This is a genomic window from Streptomyces bungoensis, assembly GCF_001514215.1.
Lineage (GTDB): Bacteria > Actinomycetota > Actinomycetes > Streptomycetales > Streptomycetaceae > Streptomyces > Streptomyces bungoensis.
The window spans coordinates 516,237-541,371 of sequence record NZ_KQ948851.1 but is presented as its reverse complement, the minus strand read 5'-3'; the positions used below and the strand labels follow the sequence as shown (position 1 = coordinate 541,371).

Annotated in this window: 19 protein-coding genes and 1 pseudogene; 12 read left to right on the top strand and 8 right to left on the bottom strand. The window is 70.6% G+C overall.

All coding sequences use genetic code 11. The annotated features are described in order from the left end of the window. Window positions 1-125: 125 nt before the first annotated feature. Window positions 126-551, top strand: coding sequence for an SsgA family sporulation/cell division regulator (locus tag AQJ66_RS02095; RefSeq protein WP_063803999.1), 426 nt, complete (start codon window positions 126-128; stop codon window positions 549-551). Window positions 552-805: 254 nt separating this feature from the next. Next, complete coding sequence (locus AQJ66_RS02090) at window positions 806-2,983, top strand: ATP-binding SpoIIE family protein phosphatase (RefSeq protein ID WP_061915475.1); 2,178 nt, start codon at window positions 806-808, stop codon at window positions 2,981-2,983. 283 nt (window positions 2,984-3,266) lie between these two features. Here AQJ66_RS02090 and AQJ66_RS02085 read toward each other — a convergent pair whose 3' ends face one another. After that, window positions 3,267-4,226, bottom strand: a complete 960-nt coding sequence (locus tag AQJ66_RS02085; protein ID WP_061915472.1) for an amidohydrolase family protein — start codon at window positions 4,224-4,226, stop codon at window positions 3,267-3,269. Between the two features lie 151 nt (window positions 4,227-4,377). Here AQJ66_RS02085 and AQJ66_RS02080 point away from each other — a divergent pair, with 151 nt between their 5' ends. Further along, complete coding sequence (locus AQJ66_RS02080; protein ID WP_244162713.1) at window positions 4,378-5,142, top strand: IclR family transcriptional regulator; 765 nt, start codon at window positions 4,378-4,380, stop codon at window positions 5,140-5,142. Window positions 5,143-5,779: 637 nt separating this feature from the next. Here the strand turns inward: AQJ66_RS02080 and AQJ66_RS02075 are convergent. The 4 genes from AQJ66_RS02075 to AQJ66_RS02065 all read right to left on the bottom strand — a co-directional run bounded on the left by AQJ66_RS02075 (window position 5,780) and on the right by AQJ66_RS02065 (window position 9,757). Further along, window positions 5,780-6,943: a PP2C family protein-serine/threonine phosphatase gene (locus tag AQJ66_RS02075; RefSeq protein WP_061915466.1), complete on the bottom strand. Its 1,164-nt coding sequence runs from the start codon at window positions 6,941-6,943 to the stop codon at window positions 5,780-5,782. Window positions 6,944-7,201: 258 nt separating this feature from the next. Then, on the bottom strand, window positions 7,202-8,710 hold the full coding sequence (locus tag AQJ66_RS02070; protein ID WP_061915463.1) for an MFS transporter: 1,509 nt from the start codon (window positions 8,708-8,710) through the stop codon (window positions 7,202-7,204). 93 nt (window positions 8,711-8,803) lie between these two features. Further along, window positions 8,804-8,950, bottom strand: a complete 147-nt coding sequence (locus AQJ66_RS38735; protein ID WP_159052521.1) for a hypothetical protein — start codon at window positions 8,948-8,950, stop codon at window positions 8,804-8,806. Window positions 8,951-9,103: 153 nt separating this feature from the next. Next, window positions 9,104-9,757 carry a TetR/AcrR family transcriptional regulator gene (locus AQJ66_RS02065; protein WP_079060020.1) on the bottom strand — a complete coding sequence of 218 codons (654 nt, stop codon included), beginning with the start codon at window positions 9,755-9,757 and terminating at the stop codon, window positions 9,104-9,106. Window positions 9,758-10,002: 245 nt separating this feature from the next. Here AQJ66_RS02065 and AQJ66_RS02060 point away from each other — a divergent pair, with 245 nt between their 5' ends. The 3 genes from AQJ66_RS02060 to AQJ66_RS02050 all read left to right on the top strand — a co-directional run bounded on the left by AQJ66_RS02060 (window position 10,003) and on the right by AQJ66_RS02050 (window position 15,189). After that, window positions 10,003-13,224, top strand: coding sequence for a bifunctional cytochrome P450/NADPH--P450 reductase (locus tag AQJ66_RS02060; RefSeq protein ID WP_061915458.1), 3,222 nt, complete (start codon window positions 10,003-10,005; stop codon window positions 13,222-13,224). Between the two features lie 159 nt (window positions 13,225-13,383). Beyond that, window positions 13,384-14,430, top strand: coding sequence for a zinc-binding dehydrogenase (locus AQJ66_RS02055; protein ID WP_061915455.1), 1,047 nt, complete (start codon window positions 13,384-13,386; stop codon window positions 14,428-14,430). Window positions 14,431-14,538: 108 nt separating this feature from the next. Next, a complete protein-coding gene (locus AQJ66_RS02050; RefSeq protein ID WP_061915452.1) occupies window positions 14,539-15,189 on the top strand; it encodes a TetR/AcrR family transcriptional regulator in 651 nt (216 codons plus the stop codon). On the opposite strand, the gene AQJ66_RS02045 is transcribed toward AQJ66_RS02050, so the two are convergent. Beyond that, window positions 15,155-15,793, bottom strand: a complete 639-nt coding sequence (locus AQJ66_RS02045) for a TetR/AcrR family transcriptional regulator (protein ID WP_061915449.1) — start codon at window positions 15,791-15,793, stop codon at window positions 15,155-15,157. The genes AQJ66_RS02050 and AQJ66_RS02045 overlap by 35 nt on opposite strands. A gap of 138 nt (window positions 15,794-15,931) precedes the next feature. Between AQJ66_RS02045 and AQJ66_RS02040 the strand changes: the two genes are divergently transcribed. The 6 genes from AQJ66_RS02040 (at window position 15,932) to AQJ66_RS38730 (ending at window position 22,844) form a co-directional block, all read left to right on the top strand. Further along, a complete protein-coding gene (locus AQJ66_RS02040; RefSeq protein ID WP_061915447.1) occupies window positions 15,932-17,077 on the top strand; it encodes a VOC family protein in 1,146 nt (381 codons plus the stop codon). Further along, window positions 17,074-18,012, top strand: a complete 939-nt coding sequence (locus tag AQJ66_RS02035; RefSeq protein WP_061915442.1) for a fumarylacetoacetate hydrolase family protein — start codon at window positions 17,074-17,076, stop codon at window positions 18,010-18,012. The genes AQJ66_RS02040 and AQJ66_RS02035 overlap by 4 nt, the downstream gene beginning before the upstream one ends. Continuing rightward, window positions 18,009-19,610: a bifunctional 3-(3-hydroxy-phenyl)propionate/3-hydroxycinnamic acid hydroxylase MhpA gene (gene mhpA / locus AQJ66_RS02030; protein WP_061915440.1), complete on the top strand. Its 1,602-nt coding sequence runs from the start codon at window positions 18,009-18,011 to the stop codon at window positions 19,608-19,610. Before AQJ66_RS02035 ends, mhpA begins: the two co-directional genes overlap by 4 nt. Window positions 19,611-19,626: 16 nt before the next feature. Beyond that, the gene (locus tag AQJ66_RS02025; RefSeq protein ID WP_061915437.1) at window positions 19,627-21,660 is read left to right on the top strand and encodes an acetoacetate--CoA ligase; all 2,034 of its coding nucleotides are present in this window, start codon (window positions 19,627-19,629) and stop codon (window positions 21,658-21,660) included. Beyond that, the gene (locus tag AQJ66_RS02020; RefSeq protein WP_061915433.1) at window positions 21,657-22,010 is read left to right on the top strand and encodes a DoxX family protein; all 354 of its coding nucleotides are present in this window, start codon (window positions 21,657-21,659) and stop codon (window positions 22,008-22,010) included. The genes AQJ66_RS02025 and AQJ66_RS02020 overlap by 4 nt, the downstream gene beginning before the upstream one ends. A gap of 141 nt (window positions 22,011-22,151) precedes the next feature. Further along, entirely contained in the window at window positions 22,152-22,844 is a 693-nt protein-coding gene (locus tag AQJ66_RS38730; RefSeq protein WP_061915430.1) for a hypothetical protein, read from the top strand. 39 nt (window positions 22,845-22,883) lie between these two features. Here AQJ66_RS38730 and AQJ66_RS39850 read toward each other — a convergent pair. Both AQJ66_RS39850 and AQJ66_RS02010 read right to left on the bottom strand, forming a co-directional pair. Beyond that, window positions 22,884-23,200 (bottom strand): annotated as a pseudogene (locus AQJ66_RS39850) (VOC family protein); the annotation flags it as partial. Between the two features lie 156 nt (window positions 23,201-23,356). Further along, window positions 23,357-25,123 carry an FAD-dependent monooxygenase gene (locus AQJ66_RS02010; RefSeq protein WP_061915428.1) on the bottom strand — a complete coding sequence of 589 codons (1,767 nt, stop codon included), beginning with the start codon at window positions 25,121-25,123 and terminating at the stop codon, window positions 23,357-23,359. Between the last annotated feature and the right edge of the window lie 12 nt (window positions 25,124-25,135).

The window sequence follows — 25,135 nt, the reverse complement described above, 5'->3', positions numbered from 1 at the left end:
TGTCCTCGTGCCGACCGCCACCGGTCCTCGCAGTGATCGCGTCTCTGTGCAGGCCCCTTTGAATCCGACGACAGCCCTTCCGACGGCCCTCCCCGCAGGACTCGAAGCACCAGGAGTAAGACCCGATGAAGTCATTGAGAACTGTGATCCAGGGGCTACCTGCGAAGCTTGTCGGCGTGCACGCGACGTCCCTGCCCATGATCATGAATCTGCGGTACGAGCCGAGTGATCCCTATGTGGTCCATGCCGCCTTCACCACCGATGCCGACAGCGACGAGTCGGTGGAATGGATCATCGGGCGCGATCTGCTGATCGACGGCCTGGAGGGCCCCGCCGGCGAGGGAGACGTTCGCATATGGCCCACCGGCGAGGAGGGCTGCCGCGACTTGTACATCCTTCTCAACCCGCCGTCCGGTACGGCCCTACTCAAGGCCCCAGCGCAGGAATTCAAGGCATTCCTGCAGGAAACGGAGGCAGTGGTGCCCCGGGGGGCCGAGCTCGGCCACAGCGACTTCGACCGCTTGCTGGCGCACTTCCTCGCCGAAGGGTGAGTCCCGTCAGGGTGTGACCCGAGGCAGGCACACGGACGTCTGCGCCTCGGCGTTCACCGCCATGGTGAGTGGATGTCCGCAGTCGTGGCGTCGAGGGCGGCCGGGTCGATGCCGGCCTCGGTCAGGATGTTCGCCGCGACTCCGCGGCCGCCCCTCGCTTGAGTGAGCGGCTTCAACGCCGACCGTGCGCATGCTGGGCCCCGCTCCCCGAACCCTGACGGGCTGTCCACGCCGGTGCAGCGTAACGTCGTCTTGTGGACTTCCCTGCGGACAGTCTCGTGTCCCGTGCCGCGCGCGAGGTCAGCCTGCGGGCGGACCAGCTGATCCATGACGTCGAGCGGTGCCTGCAGCGTGGAGTCCCCGAGGTCTGGGAAGAGCCCGACGTAGCCCGCATGACGGCAGACAACGTCACCGAACACGTTCTCGCGGCCTTGGCCGGCCTGGTGCACGGCATCGAGCCGGAACAGATCGAAACGCCGGCGGCAGACCCGGATCGCGCGCGCCGACTTGCTCGGCACGGGACGCCCGTCAGCGTGATGCTGCGGTCCTTCCGGCTGGGGCAAGGTGTCATGCTCGACCGGCTACTCGAAGAGATGCCCCGGCTGACCGACGACGCCGAATTGATCAGCGCAGCGACGCGCAAGCTGATCGCGACGATGGCCGGGTACGTCGATCGCATGTCGGAGCAGGGCGTGGCGGTCTACCAGCGGGACCGCCGGCTGCAGTGGCGGCTGTCGATGGGGAACGAGGCGGGCAGGCGTATCGGCACCACGCTGGACATCGCCTGCACCGCCCAGGAGCTGGCGGACCTCGCCACCGAGAATTTCGCCGACCTCGTCACCGTCGACCTGCTCGACTCCGTGCTGCGCGGAAACGACGGCCCTGTGAGCGGCCCTCCGACGCTCCGGCGGGTCGCTCAACGATCAGTGGTGGAGGGCGACCCGGAATTGACGATCCGACCGGAGCAGCTTCACGTCAGCCCGCGCGGTTCACCGTCGGCTCGCGCCCTCGACACCGGTCAGCCCTCCCGGCACACCGGCCCGCCAGCGCCCCGTGACGCCGGCGGCGCCAACGACCACCGGGCCCACTCGACGCTGGTGGTGCCGCTGCGGGCCCGGGACTCCGCCCTGGGCGTCGCGCAGTTCATCCGGCACCGCAACCCCGACCCCTTCGACGACGAGGACCTGCTCCTCGCCCAGGAGATCGCCGCCAGGGCGGCGGTGGCCGTCGACAATGCCCGCCGCTACACACACGCGCGTGCGACTGCCCTCACCCTGCAGCGCAGCCTGCTCCCGCAGCACACCGCGGAGCAGTCGGCCGTGGAGATCGCTTGCCGCTACCTGCCCGCAGGGGCCCAGGCCGGCGTCGGAGGCGACTGGTACGACGTCATCCCACTGTCCGGAGCCCGCGTCGCCCTGGTGGTGGGTGACGTGGTCGGACACGGCATCCACGCCGCCGCCACGATGGGGCGGCTGCGGACCGCCGTCCGCACCCTGGCGGACATCGACCTGCCACCCGACGAACTCCTCACCCACCTGGACGACGTAGTCATCCGCCTGTCCGCCGAATCCTCCACAGACCCGGCCATCCAAGTGACCAGCGACATCGGCGCCACCTGCCTGTACGCCGTCTACGACCCGGTCTCCCGTCAGTGTGTCCTCGGCCGCGCCGGGCATGTACTGCCCGCCGTGGTGGGCCTTGACGGAACCGCCGACCTCCTCGAACTGCCACCCGGACCACCGCTGGGCCTGGGGGGCCTTCCGTTCGAAGCGGCGGAGTTCGACCTCCCCGAAGGCAGCGTCCTTGCGCTCTACACCGACGGCTTGATCGAAGGCCGCGACCACGACGTCGAAGCGGGTATCGCCCTGCTCCGCCAAGCCCTCGCACAGCCCGCCATCTCCCTGCAGGCAACCTGCGACGCCGTGCTCGAAGCCCTGCTGCCGGCTGATCGACCCCACGACGACATCGCGCTGCTCCTCGCACGCACCCACGCCCTGGGCGCTCGCCACGTCGCCAGCTGGGACTTGGACGCCGACCCCGTCTGCGTGTCCCAGGCCCGGTCGAACGTCGCTCAACAGCTGAGCAGTTGGGGCCTGGAGGAGGTCGAGTTCTCCGCCGAGCTCATCGTCAGCGAACTGGTCACCAACGCCATCCGCTACGGACGTCCTCCCATACGGCTGCGCCTGATCCACGACCGTGCCCTCGTGTGCGAGGTCTCCGACACGAGTAGCACGACCCCTCACCTGCGCCGGGCCCGCACCTACGACGAGGGGGGACGGGGTCTGCTCCTGGTCGCTCAGTTCGCCGAGCACTGGGGAACGCGGCACTCCCGACACGGCAAGACGGTCTGGGCCGAGCTGAGCGAGAAGGAGCCCGCTGGATTCCCGGCATGGGATTCTGTAGGCGCGACGACGGACGGAGCTCCGCAGTGAGCGGATGCGCCGACCACGAGCTCGGGGGCTCAGTAGGAACGACGTTCGATGCGCTGCTCGAACCAGATCGTCTTGCGGCTCTGGCTGTGGCGGCAGCCCCAGCGAGTGGTGAGGCTGGGTGCTGCTGGAGTCGGTGACCTCGCGGACCAGAACGCTGTGGCGGATCAGCCGCAGCTCCGCCGGCTGACGGCAGAGCCGCGCCGGCAACCCGGTCCGCGCTGCTGCTGTGACGATCGCGGTCGTCCGACCCACTTGCTCACGGCCGTTCCTTCAGGTCGGGCGCTCACCGTGCGTCGGTGTCGAACAAGCGGCGGGCATTGCGGGTGGTGAGGTCCCGCCAGGTGACGGTGGCGGACGGCTGCACCGCGGAGTCGATGGAGGTGACCTGAGCGAGCACCGCGTCGATGGGCGTCCAGCAGTAGTCGCTGCCATAGAGGAGACGCTCGGTGCCGAAGGCCGCGTCGAAGGCCGGGACCTGGCGCGGGAATGGCGTGCCGGCCATGTCGTACCAGAGTCTGCCGAGCTGCTCGACGGCGCTCGACGTGTCGACGGCGCCGCCGCCGACGTGGGTGCGGAAGAGTTCCATCCGGTCGGCGAGCAGCGGCAGCACACCTCCGCCGTGTGTCAGGATCCAGCGGATCCGCGGACGGCGGGCGAGGACACCGCGCAAGAGCAGGTCGCTCGCGGTGCGGGCAGTGTCGAAGAGGAACTCCAGCATCGGCCGTGGCCGGCCCAGGGCAAGCTCGTCGGCGTGGGGCGCTGACGTGGGGTGAACGAAGACGACGGCGCTGCGGCGGTCGAGCTCCTCCCAAAGCGGCTCGAACCGGGGGTCCCCGAGGTAGAGGCCATGGTGGTTGGTTTCCACCACCACTCCGTCCGCACCGAGGACGTCGAGCGCATGGGCGGCCTCGGCGAGCGAGCCCGCGACGTCCGGCAGGGGCAGGGAGGCGAAGAGACCGAACCGCTGCGGGTCCTCCGTGCGGACCCGGGCGCCGAACTCATTGACCTCACGTGCGAGAGCGCGGGCCTCGCCGTCGTCCCCGAAGTGCACTCCGGGCGAGGAGATCGACAGGTAGGACTTGTCGATCCCTGAGCGCTTCATCATGTCGAGATGCTCTTCGACGCTCCACGCGGGCCAGCCGGGCATCCCGTCGGGATGTTCGACACCCGCGGCTCGAGCCGCCGCCACATAGCTGTCGGTGACGAAGTGGGCGTGCACATCGATGAATCCGGTCGCGGCCATACCTTCTCCCTTTTTGCGGGGTCCCTGTCAGTGCCAGCCACCGTAGGAAGCGTGCCGTACATTGGCAGCGGTGATTCCGATGAATGAAACGGCGACCGCCGACGGTGGTGCCCCCAGGAGACGCGGGGGCAGGCCGGCTGAGGGACAACCGGTGATCGACCGGGCTTTCGCCCTGCTCGGCAGCTTCGACGGTGACCATCGTGCGCAGACGCTTGCCGAACTCGCACAGCGAAGCGGCATCCCCCGCAGCAGTGCTCTCCGGCTCGCCCGGTCTCTGATGAAAGTGGGCGCTCTGGAACGCCTCGGCGACGGCCGGTTCGTCGTGGGTCTTCGGCTGCTGGAGACCGCTTCCCTGGCCCCGCGTGGTCACGGGCTGCGATCGGTGGCGATGCCGTTCATGGAGGATCTCTTCCACGTCACGCGTCAGCATGTCCTGCTCGCCGTGCGGGACCAGGGGGAGGCGCTGCTCGTCGAGCGGCTGTCAGCGCGTGATGCGAGCCCCGTGCGCTACCGCGTGGGGGGCCGCCTTCCTCTGGCATCCACCGGCGTAGGACTGGTGCTTCTCGCCTTCGCACCGCCGGCCGTCCAGGAGCAGGCCATCGCCGCCTATGCGCCGGAGCACGGCGACGACGACATCCGCACCCCCGCCGACCTGCGTCGCGTGCTGGCGGAGGTACGACGCGGCGATCACGCTGTCGGCCACCAGAACCGTCCATGGCAGGTGAGCACCGTGGCCGCGCCGGTACGTGACGGCGGCGAGGTGGTCGCGGCCTTGTCGGTCGTGGCGCCCGGCACCGGTTCGCCGAACCCGGGGTACGGACCGGCCGTGCGCGCGACGGCCCGTGCGATCTCCCGCCGTCTCGTCGAGGACGGTGGTCGGACCATGCGAATCGAAGCCACAGACGGGCACCGGTAGCGTAACCGGGCCGTCCGCGCCGGCTGCCGTTGTGCGCCCCGCAGCTCTCCTGCTGGGAGGATCAGTCTGTGCTGGTGTCGAGCCTCGGGCGTGGCGAAGCCGGTGCCCTCCTCCCGGATCCTGCGGTCGATCGTCTGCCTGCACACACGCCCCCGCCGACTGCGGGGCCCCAGGACGAAGCCGACGGTGCTCCTCGCTGTCCTCGGTGAGAACAGTAGGGAAGTCGTTGCGGTGCACTCGATGGGGTGTCGGGCTTGGCCGATTGCCTCGACCGTCCCGGGGACATCGCCCGCGACAGGAGTCTGGAGGGCGGCATTCACTGTGCGGGAGACCGGGGACACTTCCTCAAGCCCGAACATGCGCCGCACCTGCTCGTAGTGGGCGTTGAGAGCGGCCAGGTGCAGGGTGCCGACGCCGTGGTCGAAGGTGCGCGACAGCGCGATGACCGTGCCGATGCCGGAGGAGTCCATGCATTCCACGTGGAGCACCAGGGTGGTGCAGGCGCGGTTGATCAAGTCCTCACCCTGGGCACCGGCAAAGGACGCTGTGTCGTAGTCGGCCGACTCCCGGAGTTGTCTCAACGGTTCCCCTGCGACCGGTGCTCGGGCCATGCGGGCCGGCATCCGACAGCTCTTTGTCACAGGGGAGGTCCCCCGGCATGGGACATGAGGTGCGGCCGGTGCAGATGGCGCGAGGGGGTGCGTTCGATGATCAGGAACGCGGCGTCGTCGGTGAGCTGCTCACCGGTGTGTTCGAGCAGGTCGCGGTGAAGGCGGTGCAGCAGAGCGTCGGGGCCTGAGGCGGGGAAGGAGGCGACCCGTTCGGCGAGCGGGTAGAGGGCGCCGGTCGGTGAGCGGGCTTCGATCACGCCGTCGGTGTAGAGCAGCAGCATGTCGCCCGGTTCCAGGGTGAACGGGTCGGTGCGGTCGTTCCGCACGCAGAGAGCGCACAGGCCCAACGGGGGCGCGGGACGTCGGGAGTTCAGGACGGTCACCTGCTCTCGGCGGATCAGCAGGGGCGGCGGATGGCCGCAGTTGAGCATCTCGGCCTGCGTTCCCTGGTCGTGGATGTCGATCATGACGGCGGTGATGAAGTGCTCGCCGGCGTCGTGCGTGGTGTCGGCGACCTCCTCCAGGTTCCGGCAGACGCTGTCTTCGACGGCGGTGACGAGTTCGGGCAAGGAGGCGTACCGGTGAGCGCCCTCACGGAACGCGCCCATCACCACCGATGCCTCGCCGATGGAGGCCAGCCCATGGCCTCGTACGTCGCCGATGAGCACCCGGGTGCAGGGGTGATCGGCGCGGGCGACCGCCAACAGGTCGCCCCCGATCTGGGCCTCGTCCTCGGCGGCCAGATACAGCCAGGCCACCCGCAAGGGCCCGATCCGGCGGGGTGGAGGCCGCAGCAGCATCCGCTGTGCCGTCTCGGCCACCGACCGCACCCGACTCAGCTCCCGGGCACGCCGCTCCCGCACGTGGGCGATGAAGACCACCAGAGCCGACAGCACGGCCAGGGCGATGAGCTGCGCCACGTGGTTGGTTGTGGTCAGACCGCCGTGGAAGACCGAGATGATCACCAGGGCCACCTGTGCCAGAACCCCGACCAGAGCGGTCAGCCGCGGACCGGCGAAGGAGGCTGTCAGGGTCGGCGCGATGACCAGCAACGGGCCCAGATGAACACGGGTGCCTATGCCGATGTCCGTCACGGTGATGACCACGATCAGTGCGAGCGCGATCACCAGCAGCCCGCGCCCCGCACGCAGCTCCCAAAGGCGGTCTCCCCATACACCTCGCGCACCCATACGCCCTTTGTACGCCCCCTTCGGCCGTACGTGCTCCTCGCGTCAGTTCCTGTCGAGGTCCGTACAGCTCGCGGTGTTGCATGTGAGCGCGGACGGCGATCACGTGCCCATTACCGCTGGTCACTGACCCAGGTCGGCGGAGGAACTGGTTCCAGGCGGTGCCGTGGCCTGCGTGCTCCGCCGGGCTGCATGCCGACGGGTGGCACGTGTGTCCGGCCCGGTGGTACCGGGTGGACCCTTGGGGCGGTACCTGGCCCGCTACATGTGCACGACAGGTGCGGCGTTCTCGTTCCGCCTGGGCGCACCCCGGCGGTAGAGGAGGGCGGTGACGACCAGGCCGGTGACGAAGACGGCCGCCGACCACCAGTAGGCCGCCGAATAACCCTCCAGGCCGGCCTGGGCCAGGACGCCGGGGTCCTTGGGATTGCGGCCGGAGAGGTAGCCGGTGGCTGCGTCGGATGCCATCGTGCTGAGCAAGGCGATGCCGATGGAGCCGCCCATCTGTTGCAGGGTGTTGACAGCGGCCGAGGCGACGCCGGCGTCGGTTGCCTCCACGCCGGAGGTCGCCAGGCTCATGGCGGGCGCGATGACCGTGCCCAGCCCGATGCCGACGAGTACCAGCTGGGGCAGTACCTGCGTCACGTATCCGCTGTTCAGGTCCAGCTTGGTCATCCAGATCAGGCCGGCGGCCGCGATGGCCATGCCCAGCGGGACCACCGGCTTCGGTCCCATACGCGCCACGAGGACGTTGTTGGCCACGGCGGAGGCGGACGACGAGGCCACTACCAGGGGCAGGAAGGCGAAGCCGGTGTTCAGAGCGCTGTAGCCGAGGCTCTGCTGCAGGTAGTAGGTCAGGAACAGGAACACGCCGAACATGCCCGCGCCGGTGACGAAGAGGGCGGCGAAGGACGCGCCGCGGTTGCGGTCCAGCAGGACCCGCAGGGGCAGCAGCGGATACGCCGCCCTGCTCTGCCACCACACGAAGACGGCCACCAGTACGGCACCGGCCGCCAGCATGCCCCAGGTCGCCACCGAGCCCCAGCCGTGCGTTTCGGCGTTCGAGAATCCGTAGACCAGGCAGAACAGGCCGATGGAAGCCAGCAGGGTGCCGGGGACGTCGAGCTTCGAGGACGTGTCGCGCGGGGTGCGGTGCAGCAGGGCCGCCCCGCCGATGAACGTCACCACCGCGAAGATCACGTTGACGTACATGGTCCAGCGCCAGCCCAGGTACTGGGTCAGCACGCCGCCGAGGATCAGGCCGATGGCTCCGCCGGCGCCAGCGACCGAGCCTGCGACGGTGAAGGCCCTGGCCCGTTCGCGCGGATCGGTGAAGGTGGTCATCAGGACCGACAGGGCGGACGGGGCCAGCAGCGCGGCGAACAGCCCCTGCACGGCGCGCGCGATGACGAGCGCGGCGAAACCGTTCGCCGCGCCTGCGGCCATGGAAGCGGCCGCGAAGCCGGCCAGTCCCACCAGGAAGGTCACCTTCTGACCGGCCAGGTCCGTGATGCGGCCGCCGAGCAGCAGCAGGCTGCCGAAGGCCAGCGCGTAGGCGGTGACCACCCACTGCCGGTCGGCGTCGGAGAAGCCGAGGTCGTGCTGGGCGGACGGCAGGGCGATGTTCACGATGGTGCCGTCGAGGACACCCATCAGCATGGACAGCGACACGACCAGCAGAATCCACCAGCGGCGCTGGTGCGACAGGTCGCGCGCACTTTCAGGTGCGGTCTCGGCTCCGCCAGCGGCGGCGGTGGCGTTCTGGGGCATGGGGGCAGCCCTCCGGACAGCGGATGGGGGATGGCGGAAGAGAGAAAGGAACCGATCGAGATCAGGTACGGCTCACCCGGCACGGGGCGCCACCTAGCGCTCACGGCAGTGGTACTCGGCGGCATGGCCGCCTCGGTGAACGGAAGGGTGATGCGGCTCGACGAGGCCGGCGATCTCCCGGTTCGGGAGGGAGACCGGGAAAAAGCCGATGAAGTGGGCCATTTCCCTGATCAGCGTCATGCGGCTGCCGTGCGGAGGCCGGGGAACCACCCCGCCGGGCGGTGTCACCCGACATGACGGGGGTGGCTCCCGAATGTCGCAGCCTGAGATCACCCGACTGCGGGCGCGGCTCAGGGGCCGGTGCCTGGGGCGCAGTGCCTCAGCAAGTGTGGCTCAAAGGCCGGCGTCCCGGCCGCCACGATCGCCGGTGAGCCGGCTTTCCAGACCCGTGATCAGCGTGTCCATCACGAGGCGGAACATGTGGTCCTGGTCAGGGCCTTCAGAGGCTGTGTCCGCGGAGTCAGGGTTCGCGTCCCCGTCACCGTCTTCAGCATCGTCCGGGCCGGGGGGCTTGAGGGTCGACCACTGGTGGAGCGAGCCGTTGAGTTCGGCGGCGAGGACACCGATGACGACGGCGACCATCAGCGCCGCGATCTCCGAGACCTCTGACCGCGGAACCCCGGCAGCGGCCACGATCGCGGTGAGCGCGGTCCAGAACGGGTCGTCGGGCTGGATGAAGTCGGGCTGGTGGCTGAACGAGTAGGCCATCAGCTCGGGGTGACGATGCGCCAGGGTCCGGAAGTCCATTGCGAGCAGACGGATGCGCTCCTGCCAGGGAGCGTCCTCCAGTGTCACGGTGCGGAACTGCGCTCCGACCATTCTCGTCACGCCGCGCAGCACGGCTTCCTTGTTCGGCACGTGGTGGTACAGCGACATCGGGTTCGCGTCGAGCTCGGTGGCGAGTTTGCGCATGGTGAGCGCCTCGACCCCGTCCTCGTCGATGAGCCGCAGGGCGGCGGCATAGATCCCGGCCTCGGTCAGAGGCACGTCCCTCTTCCTGGTTCCCCGCGGGGGACGCCTCACCTTCTTTTCCATACTCCGTACGGTACCAGTTTCGTACGTTGTATGAAAATGACCCGGATCACAGCCCCCATCGGGGCGCCCGGGCTTGCCTCACGTTTCCATACGTCGTACGGTACTAATTCCATACGGCGTATGTTTCCGTACGGCGCCACGGCATCGACCTGCGCAGCGCGCCCTTGCCCATCCCCCTCCCCGCAGAGGAGCAAGCCATGACCACGCACTCCGCGAACGACCTTCGCCCCATCCGGTCCCCGCGCGGGATCCCCCTGCTCGGCAACACGCCGCAGATCCCCGACACCAACCCGGTGGAGTACTTCGCCGAGCTGTCCAAGCAGTTCCCCGAGGGCATCTACGGCTTGGACATCGCCGGTATCGAGCAGATCTTCGTCTACGACCCGGACCTGGTGGCCGAGGTCTCCGACGAGACGCGGTTCTTCAAGCAGATCGAGAAGACGCCGCTGCAGCATGTCCGAGACTTCGCGGGCGCGGGCCTGTTCACGGCCCACCAGCACGAGGAGGAATGGGGCATGGCGCACCGGATCCTCCTGCCGGCGTTCAGCCAGCGGGCCATGAGGAATTACTTCGGGCAGATGCTGGAGATCGCCCAGAACCTGGCGGGCAAGTGGGAGCGCAAGGAGGGTCAGCCGGTCAACATCACCGACGACTACACCCGGCTGACGCTGGACACGATCGCCCTGTCGGGGTTCGGCTACCGGTTCGACTCCTTCGGGAAGGAGGAGCTGCACCCCTTCCTCAACGCGCTGCTGGGCGCGCTGGTGGAGTCGCTGCGGCGCTCGCAGGAGCTGCCGATGATGACCAAGCTCCGCAAGGCCGATGCCAAGAAGTACGGCGAGAACGTCCGGCTGATGCAGGAGCTGGTCGAGAGTGTGATCAAGGAGCGCCGCGAGGGGAAGGGCGGCGGTGAGGATGACCTGCTGGGCCTGATGCTGGAGGCCACCGACCCCGAGACCGGCAAGAAGCTGTACGACGACAACGTCCGCGACCAGGTGCTGACGTTCCTGATCGCCGGCCACGAGACCACCAGCGGCCTGCTGTCCTTCGCCACGTACTCGCTGATGCGCAACCCGCACGTGCTGGCCCAGGCCTACGCCGAGGTGGACCGCCTGCTGCCAGGTGACACGGTCCCGGACTACGACACGATCATGCAGCTGGACGTCATCCCGCGGATCCTGGACGAGACGCTGCGCCTGTGGGCTCCCATCCCGTCGTTCGGCAAGACGGCGCGGGAGGACACCGTCATCGGCGGCCACTACGAGCTGAAGAAGGGTGCGAAGGTCCTCATCCTGGAGGGCCCGCTGCACACCCACCCCAAGGCGTGGGAGCGGCCGGACGAGTTCGACATCGACCGCTGGCTGCCGGAGAACCGGGTCCAGCACCACCCGCACGCCTACAAGCCGTTCGGCAACGGCCTGCGTGCCTGCATCGGCCGCCAGTTCGCGCTCGTCGAGGCCCGCCTGGCCCTGGCGCTGGTGCTGCAGAAGTTCAAGTTCTCGGACACCAACGACTACAAGATGGACCCCCGGGAGGCGCTGACGCGCAAGCCCGGCAACTTCGAGCTGATCGTCCGCCGTCGTCAGGAGCACGAGCGGACCGTCTTCGGCGCCGCGGACGTGCAGACCGGCGACACGCAGGCGCCGGCAGCGGTCAGCGGTGTCGGCGTGAACCTGACCGTCGCCTACGGCTCCAGCCTCGGATCCTGCGAGGACCTGGCCCGCACCATCGCCGACCGCGGCGAGCGCTCCGGCTTCGGCACCACCCTCGTCAGCCTGGACGAGCTGGGCGACAACCTGCCCACCGAGGGCCTGCTCGCCGTCGTCGCCTCCAGCTACAACGGCAAGGCCCCCGACAACGCCCAGCGCTTCGACGACCTGCTCGCCGCCGGCCTGCCCGAGGGCTCCCTGAGCAACGTGCGGTTCGCGCTGCTGGGCGCCGGCAACACCCAGTGGGTGGCCACCTACCAGGCCTTCCCCAAGCGGATCGAGGAAGGTCTGCTGGCCGCCGGCGCCACCCCCATCGTCGAGCGCGGCATCGCGGACGCCGCCGGTGACTTCGACGGCATGGCCACGCGGTGGATGGACAACCTGTGGGCCACCCTGGCCGAGGAGTACGCCGCCGACACCTCCCAGGCGAGCGGCCCGCGCTACCAGGTCCAGCTGCTCACCGAGTCCGACGTGCGCCCCGCCATCGTCTCCGAGCAGGCGTACCCGCTCACTGTGGTGGCCAACGAGGAGCTCGTGGCCGACGCGACCGGCCTGTGGGACTTCGCCATCGAGCCGCCGCGCCCGTCGGCGAAGTCCATCACCTTCGAGCTGCCCGACGGCGTCACCTACGACACCGGCAACCACCTGGCCGTCTTCGCCAAGAACGAACTCGCCCTGGTGGAGCGCGCGCTGAGGCGGCTCGGCGTCGACTACGACCAGGTGCTCCGGCTCGACCAGCCGGCCGGTGGCCGCACCCACCTGCCGGTCGGCACCCCGGTCACCGCCGGCATCCTGCTCACCGAGTTCCTGGAGCTGCAGGACGTGGCCACCCGCTCCCAGATCCAGACGCTCGCCGAGCACACCGAGTGCCCGTGGACCCGGCCGCAGCTCCAGGCGTACACCGCCGAAACCGAAGAGGCGGAGGAGCGCTATCAGAAGGAGATCCTCGGCAAGCGCATCTCGGTGCTGGGCCTGCTGGAGCGCTTCCCCGCCGTCGAGCTGCCGCTGGCGGTCTTCCTGGAGATGACGGGCCCCATCCGCCCGCGCTTCTACTCCATCTCCTCCGCCCCGTCGGCCAACCCGCGCCACGTGCGCCTGACCGTCGGCCTGCTGGAAGGCCCGGCCCTGTCCGGCGACGGCCAGTACCGCGGCACCTGCTCCTCCTACATCGCGAGCCTGGAGCCCGGGGATGTCGTTTACGGCTACGTCCGCGTGCCCTCCCCGACGTTCGCCCCGCCCGCCGACCCCGCCACGCCGCTGATCCTCATCGGCCCCGGCACCGGCATCGCGCCGCTGCGCGGCTTCCTGGAGGAGCGGGCCTGGCAGTACGAGAACGGCACCCAGGTGGGCCTGTCCCAGGTGTTCGTCGGCTGCCGCCACCCGGAGCACGACTACTTCTACCGGGGCGAGATGGAGATGTGGGAGCTGTCCGGGATCGCCCAGGTGCACACCGCCTTCTCCGCGGTGACCGGCCACCCGGCCCGGTTCGTGCAGAACGCCATCGCCCACGCCGCCGACACGGTGTGGCAGGCCATCGAGGACGGCGCGTACATCTACGTCTGCGGTGACGGCCGCCGCATGGCCCCCGCCGTCCGCGAGGCACTCGCCGCCATCCACCGCCAGAAGACCGGCAGCGACGACGAGACCGCCCAGCAGTGGCTCGCCCAGCTCGAAGCGGACGAACGCTACCAGCAGGACGTCTTCGCCTGACCGTCGCACGCCGTCAAGGCGCGCCGACCCCCAGCCGCCGGGAGACGTGCGGACGTCCTGCCTCCCCGCACGTCTCCCGGCCTCACCAGCCATTCAGACACCCCATGGCACCCATGGCCCGGACCACCGGGCCGTGCCGCTCACAGAAAGCAGATCACCATGGACACCATGCTCGCGGGACGCTTCCACCTGGACAGCAAGAAGTTCGCCGTGGAAGAAGTCCCGATCCCCGTGCCGGGCCCGGGCGAGGTCCTCATCGAGGTCAAGGCCGCCGGCGTCTGCCTCTCCGACGTCCACCTCCTCGACGGCTCCCTCGTCCCGCTGTTCGCCACCTCCGACACGGTCACCGTCGGCCACGAGGTCTCCGGCGTCATCCACACGCACGGCCCCGACCTCAAGCGCGGCCTGCCCGTCGGCACCCGCGTCACCCTGGAGGCCGGCAAGACCTGCGGCACGTGCGCCGGATGCGTGCGCCACCGCCCCTGCACCCAGATGCTCACCGCCGGCATCGACTACGACGGCGGCTGGGCCGAGTACGTCGTCGCCCGTGAGGACACCCTCATCCCCATCCCCGACAGCCTCCCCTTCGACCAGGCCGCGATCATCCCCGACGCGGTCTCCACCCCCTACGCCGCCGTCGTCGCCACCGCGGGCGTCCGTGCCGCCCAGTCCGTAGGCGTCTGGGGCGTGGGCGGAGTCGGCGCGCACAACGTACGCCTCGCCCGCCTGGTCGGCGCCGCACCGATCATCGCCGTCGACCCGCTGCCCAGCGCCCGCGAGCGCGCCCTCGCCTTCGGCGCGGACCTCGCGCTCGACCCGGCGGCTCCCGACTTCGCCGACCAGGTCCGCGCGGCCACCGGCGGACGCGGCCTCGACTTCGCCTTCGACTGCGCCGGCGTGCCCGCCGTCCGCGACCAGGCCGCCTCCGTGCTCGGCCTGGGCGGCTCCCTGATCCTGGTGGGCATCACGCCCAGGCCGCTCACCATCACCGAGGGCCTGACCTTCAACTACCTGCAGAAGCAGGTGCGCGGCCACTACGGCGGCTTCCCCGAGTCCGTCTCCGAGCTGGTGCAGCTGACCGCGGCCGGACGCCTCGACCTGGCCCCCTCCATCACCGACCACATCCCGCTCATCGAGGCCGCCGACGCCGTCCACCGACTGGAGAACAAGATCGGCGACCCGATCCGCCTCATCCTCGTCCCCTGACGCCCGTCAGCAGGACGACAAGCCACCCTGGGCAGGGGTGAGTGGGCGCCGGTGCGTGAGGGAGCACCGGCGCCCACGGCTTTCCGGCAACCGTGGAGAGAAAGAACCATGCAGACGACCGACATCCCGGGCCGTACCTCGCAGCGCAGGGATGCCCACTCCAACCGCCGACGCATCCTCGCGACCGCCCGGCGGAAACTGCGGGAGGACCCGGACGCGAGTCTCGACAGCATCTCGCAGGCGGCCGGCGTCGCCCGGCGCACCCTCTACGGACACTTCCCCAGCCGGCATGCGCTGATCGCCGACCTGACACAGGAAGCAGGCAATGAACTCCGGCAGGCGTTCGCCGGAGCCCGTACCGCGGATGCCGACCCGGTCGAGGCGATGACACGGATGGTGCTGGCGGCATGGACGGTGGGCGACCACTACCGCGTGCTCATCGCCTTGGGACGGCGCCATCTGGGAGAGGACGAGATCCGCACCACCCTGGCACCGGCCCGCGCCGAGGCCGTCGCAACCCTACGGCGCGGTCAGCGCGAAGGCGTCTTCGCGGACCACCTTCCAGCACCCGTGCTCGCCCGAGCACTGGAGGCACTGATGCTGGCCCTCGCCGAGGAGAACGCCGCATGCCCGTGGGCGGACCCCACTGGTGCGGCCGCGGCAACCGCGTTCCTCGTCGCCGCCGGCGTAGCACCGCAGAGGGCCGCGCTTCAGGTGCAGGAGGTCATCGGGCGAGACCGGGCAGCGGGCGACGGGTGACCTCGTGTGCGTCGTCCGCGGCGAGGCCGAGCATGCGCAGGACCATCTCGGCCAGGTCGGAGGCGGCTTCGTCGCCGTCGAGGTCCGGGCGGTCCAGCCGGAGAGCCACCAGGGAGAGCAGGGTGCCGCCCAGGGCGGACAGGGCGGTGGTCGCGTTGCCGCAGGTGAAACGGCCTGAGGCGATGCCGATCTCCAGGTCGCGCAGGGCGCGTGGGGAGAGGCCGCGGTCGGAGTGGATGTGGGCCAGGCCGCGGTCGCGCAGGATTCGCAGGAGTTCCGGGTGGGAGTCGGCCATCCGGGCGGTGAGCCGGAAGCCGGCCGCGACCAGTTCGGCCGGGTCGTCGATGCCTTGCACGCATGCGTCGATGACCTGCCCGAACTCCTCCAGGGCGTCCGTCACCGCCGCGTCGAACAGCTCCGTCTTCGACTCGAAGTGGTTGTAGAAGGACCCGAAGCCGACATCGGCGCGCTCGGCGATGGTCTGGATGCTCGCGCTCGTGTCCCCGGTCTCCGCGAGGATCTGCCGGGCCGCGCGAACGAGCGCCTGGCGGGTCTCGGCACGGCGTCGCTCGAAGCGGTTCTTGGGCGGGGCTGACGTCGGCATAGGGCCCAGTGTAACCGGCGCAACGATGACGCTGCCATTACTGATGAGATCCTCAATTATTTGGAGCACCCCTATTGACGACGAGAAACGGCAGAGTTGATGATTTCCTCATTACAGCAGTGTTGCCTGGAGGACACCATGTCCCACATCCCCGTTAACAAGGGCGGTCCTCTGACGCCCCACCAAGACCTCCACAGTGAGCAGGGCGCCCTGCGCGGCGAACACCCCGGACGAGCCCGCAACCCCGTGATCAAGGTGGCGGACCTGGCCTGGCTGGAGTTCGAGAAGCCCGACCTGGACCGGGCCGAGGTGTTCGCCCGTGACTTCGGATTCGCCGTCGCCGCCCGCACCGAGCGGGAACTGTGGCTGCGCGGCACCTTCGCGGGCTCCCCCTGCATGGTCATCCGCCGCGGGTCGGCATCCCGCTTCATCGGGCCGGCGTTCCGCGCGGCCGAACGGGGCGACCTGGACCGACTCGCCCGCGCGACCGGTAGTGAGGTCCGGGACATCGACGTACCCGGCGGCGGACAGTCGGTCACCCTGCTCGATCCCTCCGGCTTCCCGGTCCGGGTCGTGCACTGCGCCGAGCAGCTGCCCGCGCTGCCCGACCAGGAGCCGCTGATCCTCAACTTTGGTACCGATCACCGCCGTACGAACGCCACCCAGCGCCCGCCCCGCGAGCCGTCGCGTATTCAGCGGCTCGGGCACGTGGTGCTGGAGACACGGGTGTTCACGCGGGCCCTGAACTGGTATCTGGACACGCTCGGAATGATCGTCAGCGACTTCCTGTTCCTGGACGGGCAGCGCCAGCGCGGGCCGACCATGGCGTTCATCCGCTGCGACCAGGGCAGCACGCCCGTGGACCACCACACCCTCGCCCTGCATCTGGGGCCCGGCACCGGCTACGTCCACTCCGCCTACCAGGTCACCGACCTGGACGCGATCGCCGCCGGCGGTGAGTACCTGGCCGAGCGCGGCTACCGGCGCAGCTGGGGCATCGGCCGGCACATCCAGGGCAGCCAGCTCTTCGACTACTGGCGCGACCCCGACCGCTTCATGCTGGAGCACTTCGCCGACGGCGACCTGTTCTGCTGCGACCTCGAACCCGGCTGGGCGCCGATGTCGGCGAGCGGCCTCGCGCAGTGGGGGCCGCCGGTCACCCGCGACTTCCTGGGCGCCAACCCCTCCCCCGCCAAGCTCCGCGAGGTCATGACGGCCCTGCGCGGCGACAACGAACTCGACCCCGCACGCCTGCTGGGCCTGATGAAAGCGATGAGCTCATGAGCACCAACGTTCTGCGCACCCCCGACGGCTGGTGGGCCGTCCGGGGCGAGCGCGCCGTCCGTATCGAGACCAAGGCGGTCACCACCGCCGAGCTGATCGCCGACCGGGACGCGGTCCGCCAGGCCGCCGCCTCCGACGACAGCGGCACGCCCGTCGCCGGTCTGGTGGCACTGCCCCCGGTCACCACCCCCTGCCGGGTGGTGGCCCAGATGGTCAACTACCGCAGCCACGCGAAGGATTCGGGCTTCACCGGCGACATCCCGCCCACCTTCTTCCGCAAGGCGTCCGGCTCGGTCAGCGGTCCGCACGAGCCGATCGTCCGCCCCGCGCACGTGAGGTTCCTCGACTACGAGGTGGAACTCGGCCTCGTCATGGGCGCGCCGCTGCCCGTGGGCACCGTCGTCGAAGAGCAGGACCTCCCCCGCTACGTCGCCGGCCTCGTCCTCACCAACGACGTCAGCGCCCGCGACGTCCAGCTGACCAAGACCCAGTTCTACGAGAGCAAGTCCTACCCGACCTTCACGCCGACGGGGCCGTACCTGGCCCTGCTGGAGCCCGAGGACTTCGCACGTCTGATCGACCTGCGGCTGCGGCTGTCGGTCAACGGCGTACCGCGCCAGGACCGCACCCTTGCCGACATGATCGTACGACCGGCGCAGGCGCTCACCCTGCTCGCCCGCTTCCAGACCCTCGACCCGGGCGACCTGCTGCTGACCGGCACACCCGGCGGCACCGCCCTGAAGGCCCCGCCCAGGCCGGTCGAGAAGATCGCAGCCCTGCTGCCGCCGGCGCTGAAGTGGAAGGCGTTCTTCAACGGTCAGGCCAAGAACCCCCTGTACCTGCAGAACGGTGACCTGGTCACCGCCACCATCGCCACCCCTGACGGGCGGATCGACCTGGGTGAGCAGCGGACCGCCGTGGCGGACGCGACGTGAGCGCCGCATCCCGGAGGCCGGTGGTCATCATCGGTGCGGGACCCGTCGGAGTCACGGCCGCGCTCCTGCTCGCCCGGCACGGAGTGCCCAGCCTGCTCCTCGAACGCCACCGGGACGTCTACCCCCTGCCGCGCGCCGTCGTCGTGGACGACGAGGTTCGCCGGATCCTGCAGAGCGTCGGCGTCCACGAGGAGTTCGCCACCCTCGCCCGGCCGGCGCCCGGGTTGCGGCTGCTGGACGCCCGGCGCCGCGTGATCGCCGAGTTCCCGCGGTCCCTGCACGGCCACCACGGCTTCCCGCAGACCAGCATGTTCGACCAGCCGGAGCTGGAACGGCTGCTGCGCGACGCCCTGGCCCGTCGCCCCGAGTGCGAGCTGCGGGGCGGGGTGGAGGTCGTGTCCGTCGACCAGGACACCGACGGAACGGCTCCGGTCCGGGTCACCTTCCGCCGCGACGGCAGCGACGAGGGCGAGCAGGTGTGGGCCGACGCCGTCCTCGGCTGCGACGGCGCCGGCAGCCTCACCCGCGACGCCATCGGCGCCGTGTGGGAGGACCTGCACTTCGAGGAGAGCTGGCGGGTCATCGACGTACGCACCAGCCTCCCGGTGCGCACCTGGGAAGGCGCCGAGCAGATCTGCTGCCCCACCCGGCCGGCCACCTTCATGCGAGTCGGCGAGGACCGCTATCGCTGGGAGTTCCGGCTGGCCGAGGGCGAGTCCACGGACGGCCCGGAGGGGCTGGAACAGCTGCACGAGCTGGTCGCCCCCTGGGTCGACCTGCCGTCCGCTGCCCGCGGGGGCGACGACTTCGAGGTGATCCGGCAGGCGCGGTACACCTTCCGGGCCCGCCTCGCCGACCGGTGGCACCGAGGACGCGTCTTCCTGCTGGGCGACGCGGCCCACCTCACCCCGCCCTTCATCGGGCAGGGCCTGTGCGCGGGCCTGCGCGACGCCCGCAACCTCACCTGGAAGCTCGCCCGCGTCCTTCAGCAGGGCGCGGACGACCGGCTGCTGGACACCTACCAGCAGGAGCGCAAGCCACACGCCCGCCACGTGATCCGTGTGGCGGTCGCCGTCGGCTGGGCCATGACCGGGGGGCAGGACCACGGTGCGGCCCTCCGCCGGGCCGTGGTGGGCGCGGCATGCCGCATCCCCGGCGTGACCGCGGCGGTGAGCCGCGACCTCAGCCCCGCACTGACGGCCAATCCGCTGGTACGGCGCCGCCCCCGGCTGACCGGCCGTTCTCTGGCCGGCACCTTCTGCCCGCAACCCTGGGTGCTGTACGACGGCAGGCGAGTGCGCCTGGACGACGTCCTCGGGGACTCCTTCGCCGTCCTGACCGCCGTGCCGCCCACGGCACGGATGACGGACGTGGCCACGGCCCTGGGCGCATCCGTGATCCATGTCGACGACCTGGACGACGACGGCACCCTGGCCGCCTGGCTGGCACGCGGCCGGGCGGACGCCGCCCTGCTGCGCCCCGACCGCGTCGTGATGGACACCGTCCCCGCCGGCACCGGCGACTTCACCGACGCCGCCGCCTGGGCTCCGCTGCTGCACACGGCCCGCCGCCCCGCCGAAGCCCGGCCCGCACCCTGACGAGGAACACCAGACCATGACCACCCCACACGCCAAGCCTTGTCCGGAGCCCTTTCTTCCGCCCGACCGCCGAGCGGCCGCCGGCAGCCGCATCGCGGACTTCGCCCGCTGGGCCGCCCGGCACCAGGGCGCCGAAACGATCCAGGACCCCACCGACTACCAGGCCCTGCACCACTGGTCTGTCACCGACCTAGAGGCGTTCTGGGCGGCGGTGTGGGAGTACTTCGACATCGAGGCGACCACACCGTACGAGCGGGTGCTGGCCGAGGAGACCATGCCCGGCGCCCGCTGGTTCCCCGGCGCCACCCTCAACTACGCCCACCACGCCCTGCGCAACCTGCACCCGGACGCCCCCGCGATCACCGCACTGGACGAGACCGGAGCCGCCTACGAGATCACGGGCCGGCAGTTCCGCGCCCGCGTCGCCTCCGTCGCCGCCACCCTGCGCGACCTGGGCGTCGGACATGGCGACCGGGTGGTCGGCTACCTACCCAACACCCCCCACGCCGTCATCGCCTTCCTCGCCACGGCCAGCCTGGGCGCGGTGTGGTCCGTGTGCGGCCAGGACTACGCACCCAAGGCCGCCGCAGACCGCTTCGCCCAGCTCGAACCCACAGTGCTCATCACCGCGGACGGCTACCTCTTCAACGGCACCGCGCACGACCGCCGCGCAGCCTCCCTCGACCTGGCCGCCGCCCTGCCCACGCTCAAGGCCACGATTCTCGTGGACCACCTGGGCCTTGCGTGGCCCGCGACCCGGGTCGCGAGGCTGACGGTTCCCTGGGAGGACGCGGCCGGCCGCACCGAGTACCTCGCCATCACCCCGGTTCCGTTCGACCACCCGCTGTGGATCGTCTTCTCCTCCGGCACCACCGGCCTGCCCAAGGGCATCGTCCACGGCCACGGAGGCGTCCTGCTGGAACACCTCAAGACCCTCGGCCTGCACTGCGACCTGGGCGTCGGAGACCGCCTGCTGTGGTACACCACCACCCACTGGATGATGTGGAACCTGGTCGTCTCCGCCCTGCTGACCGGCGCCACCACCTGCACCTATGACGGCAGCCCCGCGCCGGTCGCACGCCCGGACGTCCTGTGGGAGCTGGCGGCCCGCCACAAGGTCACCGTGTTCGGCACCAGCCCCCAGTACCTGCTGGCCATGGCCAAGCTGGGCATCGAACCCTCCGTGCACGACCTGTCGGCGATCCGCGTCATCGGCTGCACCGGCTCCACCCTGCCCGCCTCCGCCTACCCCTGGGTCCGCGACCACGTGGGCGCGGGCATCCAGCTCGCCTCCACCAGCGGCGGCACGGACGTCGTCTCCGGCTTCGCCGGCAGCGCCCCCACCACCCCGGTGTGGGCGGGTGAGCTGTCGGCTCCCAACCTCGGCGTGGCGCTCGCGGCGTACGACGGCGCGGGCCGGCCGGTCGTCGACCAGGTCGGCGAACTGGTCGTCACCCGCCCGATGCCGTCGATGCCGCTGTACTTCTGGAACGACCCGGACGGCAGCCGCTACCGCGACGCCTACTTCACCGCCTACCCGGGCGTGTGGCGGCACGGCGACTGGGTCACCCTCACCTCCCACGGCTCGGTGATCGTGCACGGCCGCTCCGACGCCACGCTCAACCGCAACGGCGTACGTCTGGGCAGCGCCGACATCCACGACATCGTCGAACGCCTCCCCGAGATCACCGAAGCCCTCGTCATCGGCGCGGAGGAACCCGACGGCGGCTACTGGATGCCCCTGTTCGTCGTCCCCGCGCCCGGTGTCAGGCTGGACGACACCCTGCGCGAGAAGATCCGCGACGCCGTCCGCACCGGCGCCTCGCCCCGCCACGTACCCGACGAGATCCTCGCCGTGCCGGCCATCCCGCACACCAGGACCGGCAAGAAACTCGAGGTCCCGGTCAAGCGCCTGCTTCAGGGCGCCCGCGCCGAGCAGGTCCTCAATCCCTCGGCGGTCGACAACCCGGACCTCGTCGCCTACTTCGCCGACCTGGGGGCCGAACGCCGCCAGGCCCGTCACCGGCACACCGTCGAGGACGCCTCATGAGCCTCTACGCCGCCCTGGCCTGTCCGATCGTGCTGGTCTTCGCCCTGCTGGGCGTGGCCAAGATCCTGGCCCTCGGCCCGATGCCCGTTCTGGCCGCCCACGCCGGCTTCACCACCTCGGCCTACCGGCTGATCGGTGCGCTGGAGCTGGCGGGCGCCATCGGCGTGGCGATCGGCCCGGCCCGGCCCTTGTTCGGAGAGCTGGCCGGCCTCGGCCTCCTTGCGCTCCTCGCCGGTGCCGTGACCACGCACGTGCGCAAAGGAGACGGGCCGCCCAAACTCGTCCCCGCGGTCATGTGCGCCGCGCTGGTCGCCTGGTATCTCGTGGTCCTTGCCGGTGGCGGGTCGTGACATCGGCTGCGCGCCGTAGCTGCCACCTCTGGCAGGCGGGACCGCCGTGCCCGTGGGCAGCCGCGCGCAGGCGGCAAGGGACCCTGAGTGCCGTTAGCGAGCCCCTGCCGGGGCTGACACACTGAATCTGTGGTTCCACTGATGACCGCGACCGAGCAGGCCGCGTCCTCATCACTCACGGGCGCCGGCGTGGTGTCGGTCTGCGCGTTGCTCTTCACCGTGGCGTCGTTCTGGTGGCTCAACGCCAGACAAGGGCGGCTGAAGACCTGGGAGCCTCACGCCTTCGCAGCGATCATCCACAAGTCCACGGCCCGCCTGCGGCTCCCGCTCGTCCTTCACAACACCGGCCCCAAGCCGATCGTCGTACAGGACCTCATCCTGACCTTCCCCGACGAGCCCGCTTCTCACCTGCCGCTGCTGTGGGTGTCGACACCGTCCCGCCTTCAACCGGGGCCGGACGAGGATGCGCAACTGCCGGCCGGCTTCGTAGTGCCCGGAAGAGAAGCGCAACAACTCTTCATCGAGTTCGAGGCACCCTTTTCCGGGTTCGTGCCGGAAGCCCGTGACTACAAGGTCCAGCTGCAAGCGAGGGTCGGCCACCGCAAGGGGTGGCGCCGCCTGCTGTCGTTCACCCTGCGGGCCGCCAACATCATCGATCCGGATCGCTACACCGTCTACAACAACGCACCGGTCGAGCTGACGAAGGAGGATCAGAGAAGAGCGGATGCCGCACTCCTTGAGTTGTTGCAAGAGCAAGGGGACGACTCCGCGCCGGGCGGCAGGAGACCGCGGCGTTCTTCCCATGACGACGGCGACGCCGGTACGAGCCGCTGACGCAGCACCCGCCGACCGAGCACCGCTCCTGCTGCGATCAGACTGGAAGGCGGGGCCGATGAACCGGGAGGCGGGACCACACGGCGGATCACCAGGCAGTGCGATCCGGCCAAGGCGCCGCGCAGAGAGAGGGTGTACCCGGTGCGGGCGGCGGTGGTGAAGCCGAAGTCGTGGGCGAAGGTCTCGGCGCGGTCCAGGTCGGGCTTGGTGAATTCGAACCAGGCCAGGTCGACCACCTTGATTACGGGCTGGGCGGCGCGGCCGGGGTGCTCCCCGAGCAGGGCGCCCTGCTCGTTGCGCAGACCCTGATGGGCGTCGGCAGTGGGGGCGGCGGGGGTGGGTCTCGGGTCGTTCACGGGGTTCCTTCTTGTGGCCTCCACGACCTGTGGCGAGGTTGGGGGGAGGGTGCCGCGGTGCCGCGGTGTCCCGGAGGCGAGGCGGGGGTGAGGGTGGGGCCCGGCCCGCCGACTGCGGCGATGATCGGCAGGCCGGGGTGGCACGGCAGGCGACCCCTACCGTGCGAGGAGGGAGTCCAGTGCGGCGGTGAGGTCGGCGACCGGGTCGGTGGCCACGCCATGGACGCGCCAGCCGATGAAGCGGTCCGGGCGCACGAGGACGGCGCCTTGCGGTGTGTGGCCGCGGGCGGCGGTCCAGGTGGAGCGCAGGTCGCGATAGTCGCCGTCGACGTGGCCGATCCGGATGGCGTCCAGCGGCAGCCCCCTCTCGGCAGCGATCTTTTCGGCGGCCTCACGCCAAGCCTGGCCGTCCTCCCCGGCGATGAGCAGGAACCGGCCGGGGCGCACCAGGCGGGCCAGGGCCACGCGATGGCCGTCGAGGTCCTCCAGCCAGGCGTGGGGCAGCGGGTGTCCGGGGCGGGCGGCGGGCTGGTAGATGCGGACCGGGTCGGGGTTCTCCGCTGCGGGAGTGCCGTCGGGGACGACGGCCGCGGACTCGTACGTGTAGCCGAACTCGACGCCCAGTTCGTTGAACTCCATGGACTGGGCGGCCACGGCGGCCAGGAAGGTGCGGCGGAAGTCGCCGTCGGCGGGGTCCTCGCTCCACAGGCGGCGGGCCTGCCGCCAGTTCTCCTCCTCGTCGGCCCCGGGCCCGCCGCCGAAGAGGGCGTTGATGGCGATGTGGTTCATGGCGTTCTCCAGCGAGCGCTGGACGTTGGTGGCGTCCACGGGGCGCCGCTCGGCCTCGTAGCTGTCCAGCAGTGCGTCGTCGGCATGGCCGTTCAGCACGGCGGCGAGCTTCCAGGTGAGGTTCTGGACGTCGTGCATGGCGGAGGTCAGGCCGAGGCCGCCGGTGGGCGGATGCCGGTGGGCGGCGTCCCCGGCGATCAGAACGCGGCCGACGCGGTAGCGGTCGGCGACCACGCCCTCCAAGGTCCAGCGGGAGATCATGTGGACCGTCAGGTCCTCCTCGCTCAGGCCCAGCCCCGTGCGCAGGTCGGCCAGTACCGACTCGTCGTCCAGCGCGCGACCGTCATCGGGCCCGTAGTTGAGGTGGAAGACCCACTCCTCGGACTCCGGGCCCCAGTGGTCGGGGCCCATGGGCACGAGCACGCCCGGGATGCCGAGGTCGGGCAGCCACAGCCAGCGGATCAGCACCTCCGGGTCGTGCGCCCAGCGGGACAGGTCGGCGGAGAGGTGGAAGGAGACCACACGCGCGAGGCCGCGCACGCCCTCCTGGACGATGCCCACGGCGGGGCCGACGGTGCGGCCGCCGTCGCAGCCCAGCAGGTAGCGGGCCCGCACCCGGTAGGTCTCGCCCGTCCCGCGGTCGGCGACGGCGGCGGTGACGCCCTCGTCGTCCTGGGCGAGTCCGGTCAGTTCGTGGTGGAAGCGGACCCTGCCGGGCGCGAGTTCCTCGGCGCGGGCGCGCAGGACGGGCTCCAGGCGGATCTGGGGCAGGTTGGCCTGCCGCTCGGGGCTGGCCGCGAGCCACTCCGGAGAGTGCCCGCCGGCTCCCCAAGCCTCCATCCCGGCGACCCTGCGGCCGTAGTCCTCGTGGTCGCCTGCCAGGCCGACGTACCAGGCGGTGTGGGACATCTGCTCGGCCGGGGCGGAGGCGGCGTAGACGGTGTCGGCCACGCCGGCGTCGCGCATGACCTCCATGGCGCGCTGGTTGAGGACGTGGGCCTTGGGCAGGACGGAGGTGCTGGGCCAGGCGGTGACCAGCAGGGGCTCGATGCCCATGCGGCTGAGCAGCATGGAGGCGGTGAGCCCCGCACCGCCTCCGCCGACGATGAGGACGGGCACGTCGATGTCGTTCATGGGTACTCCATG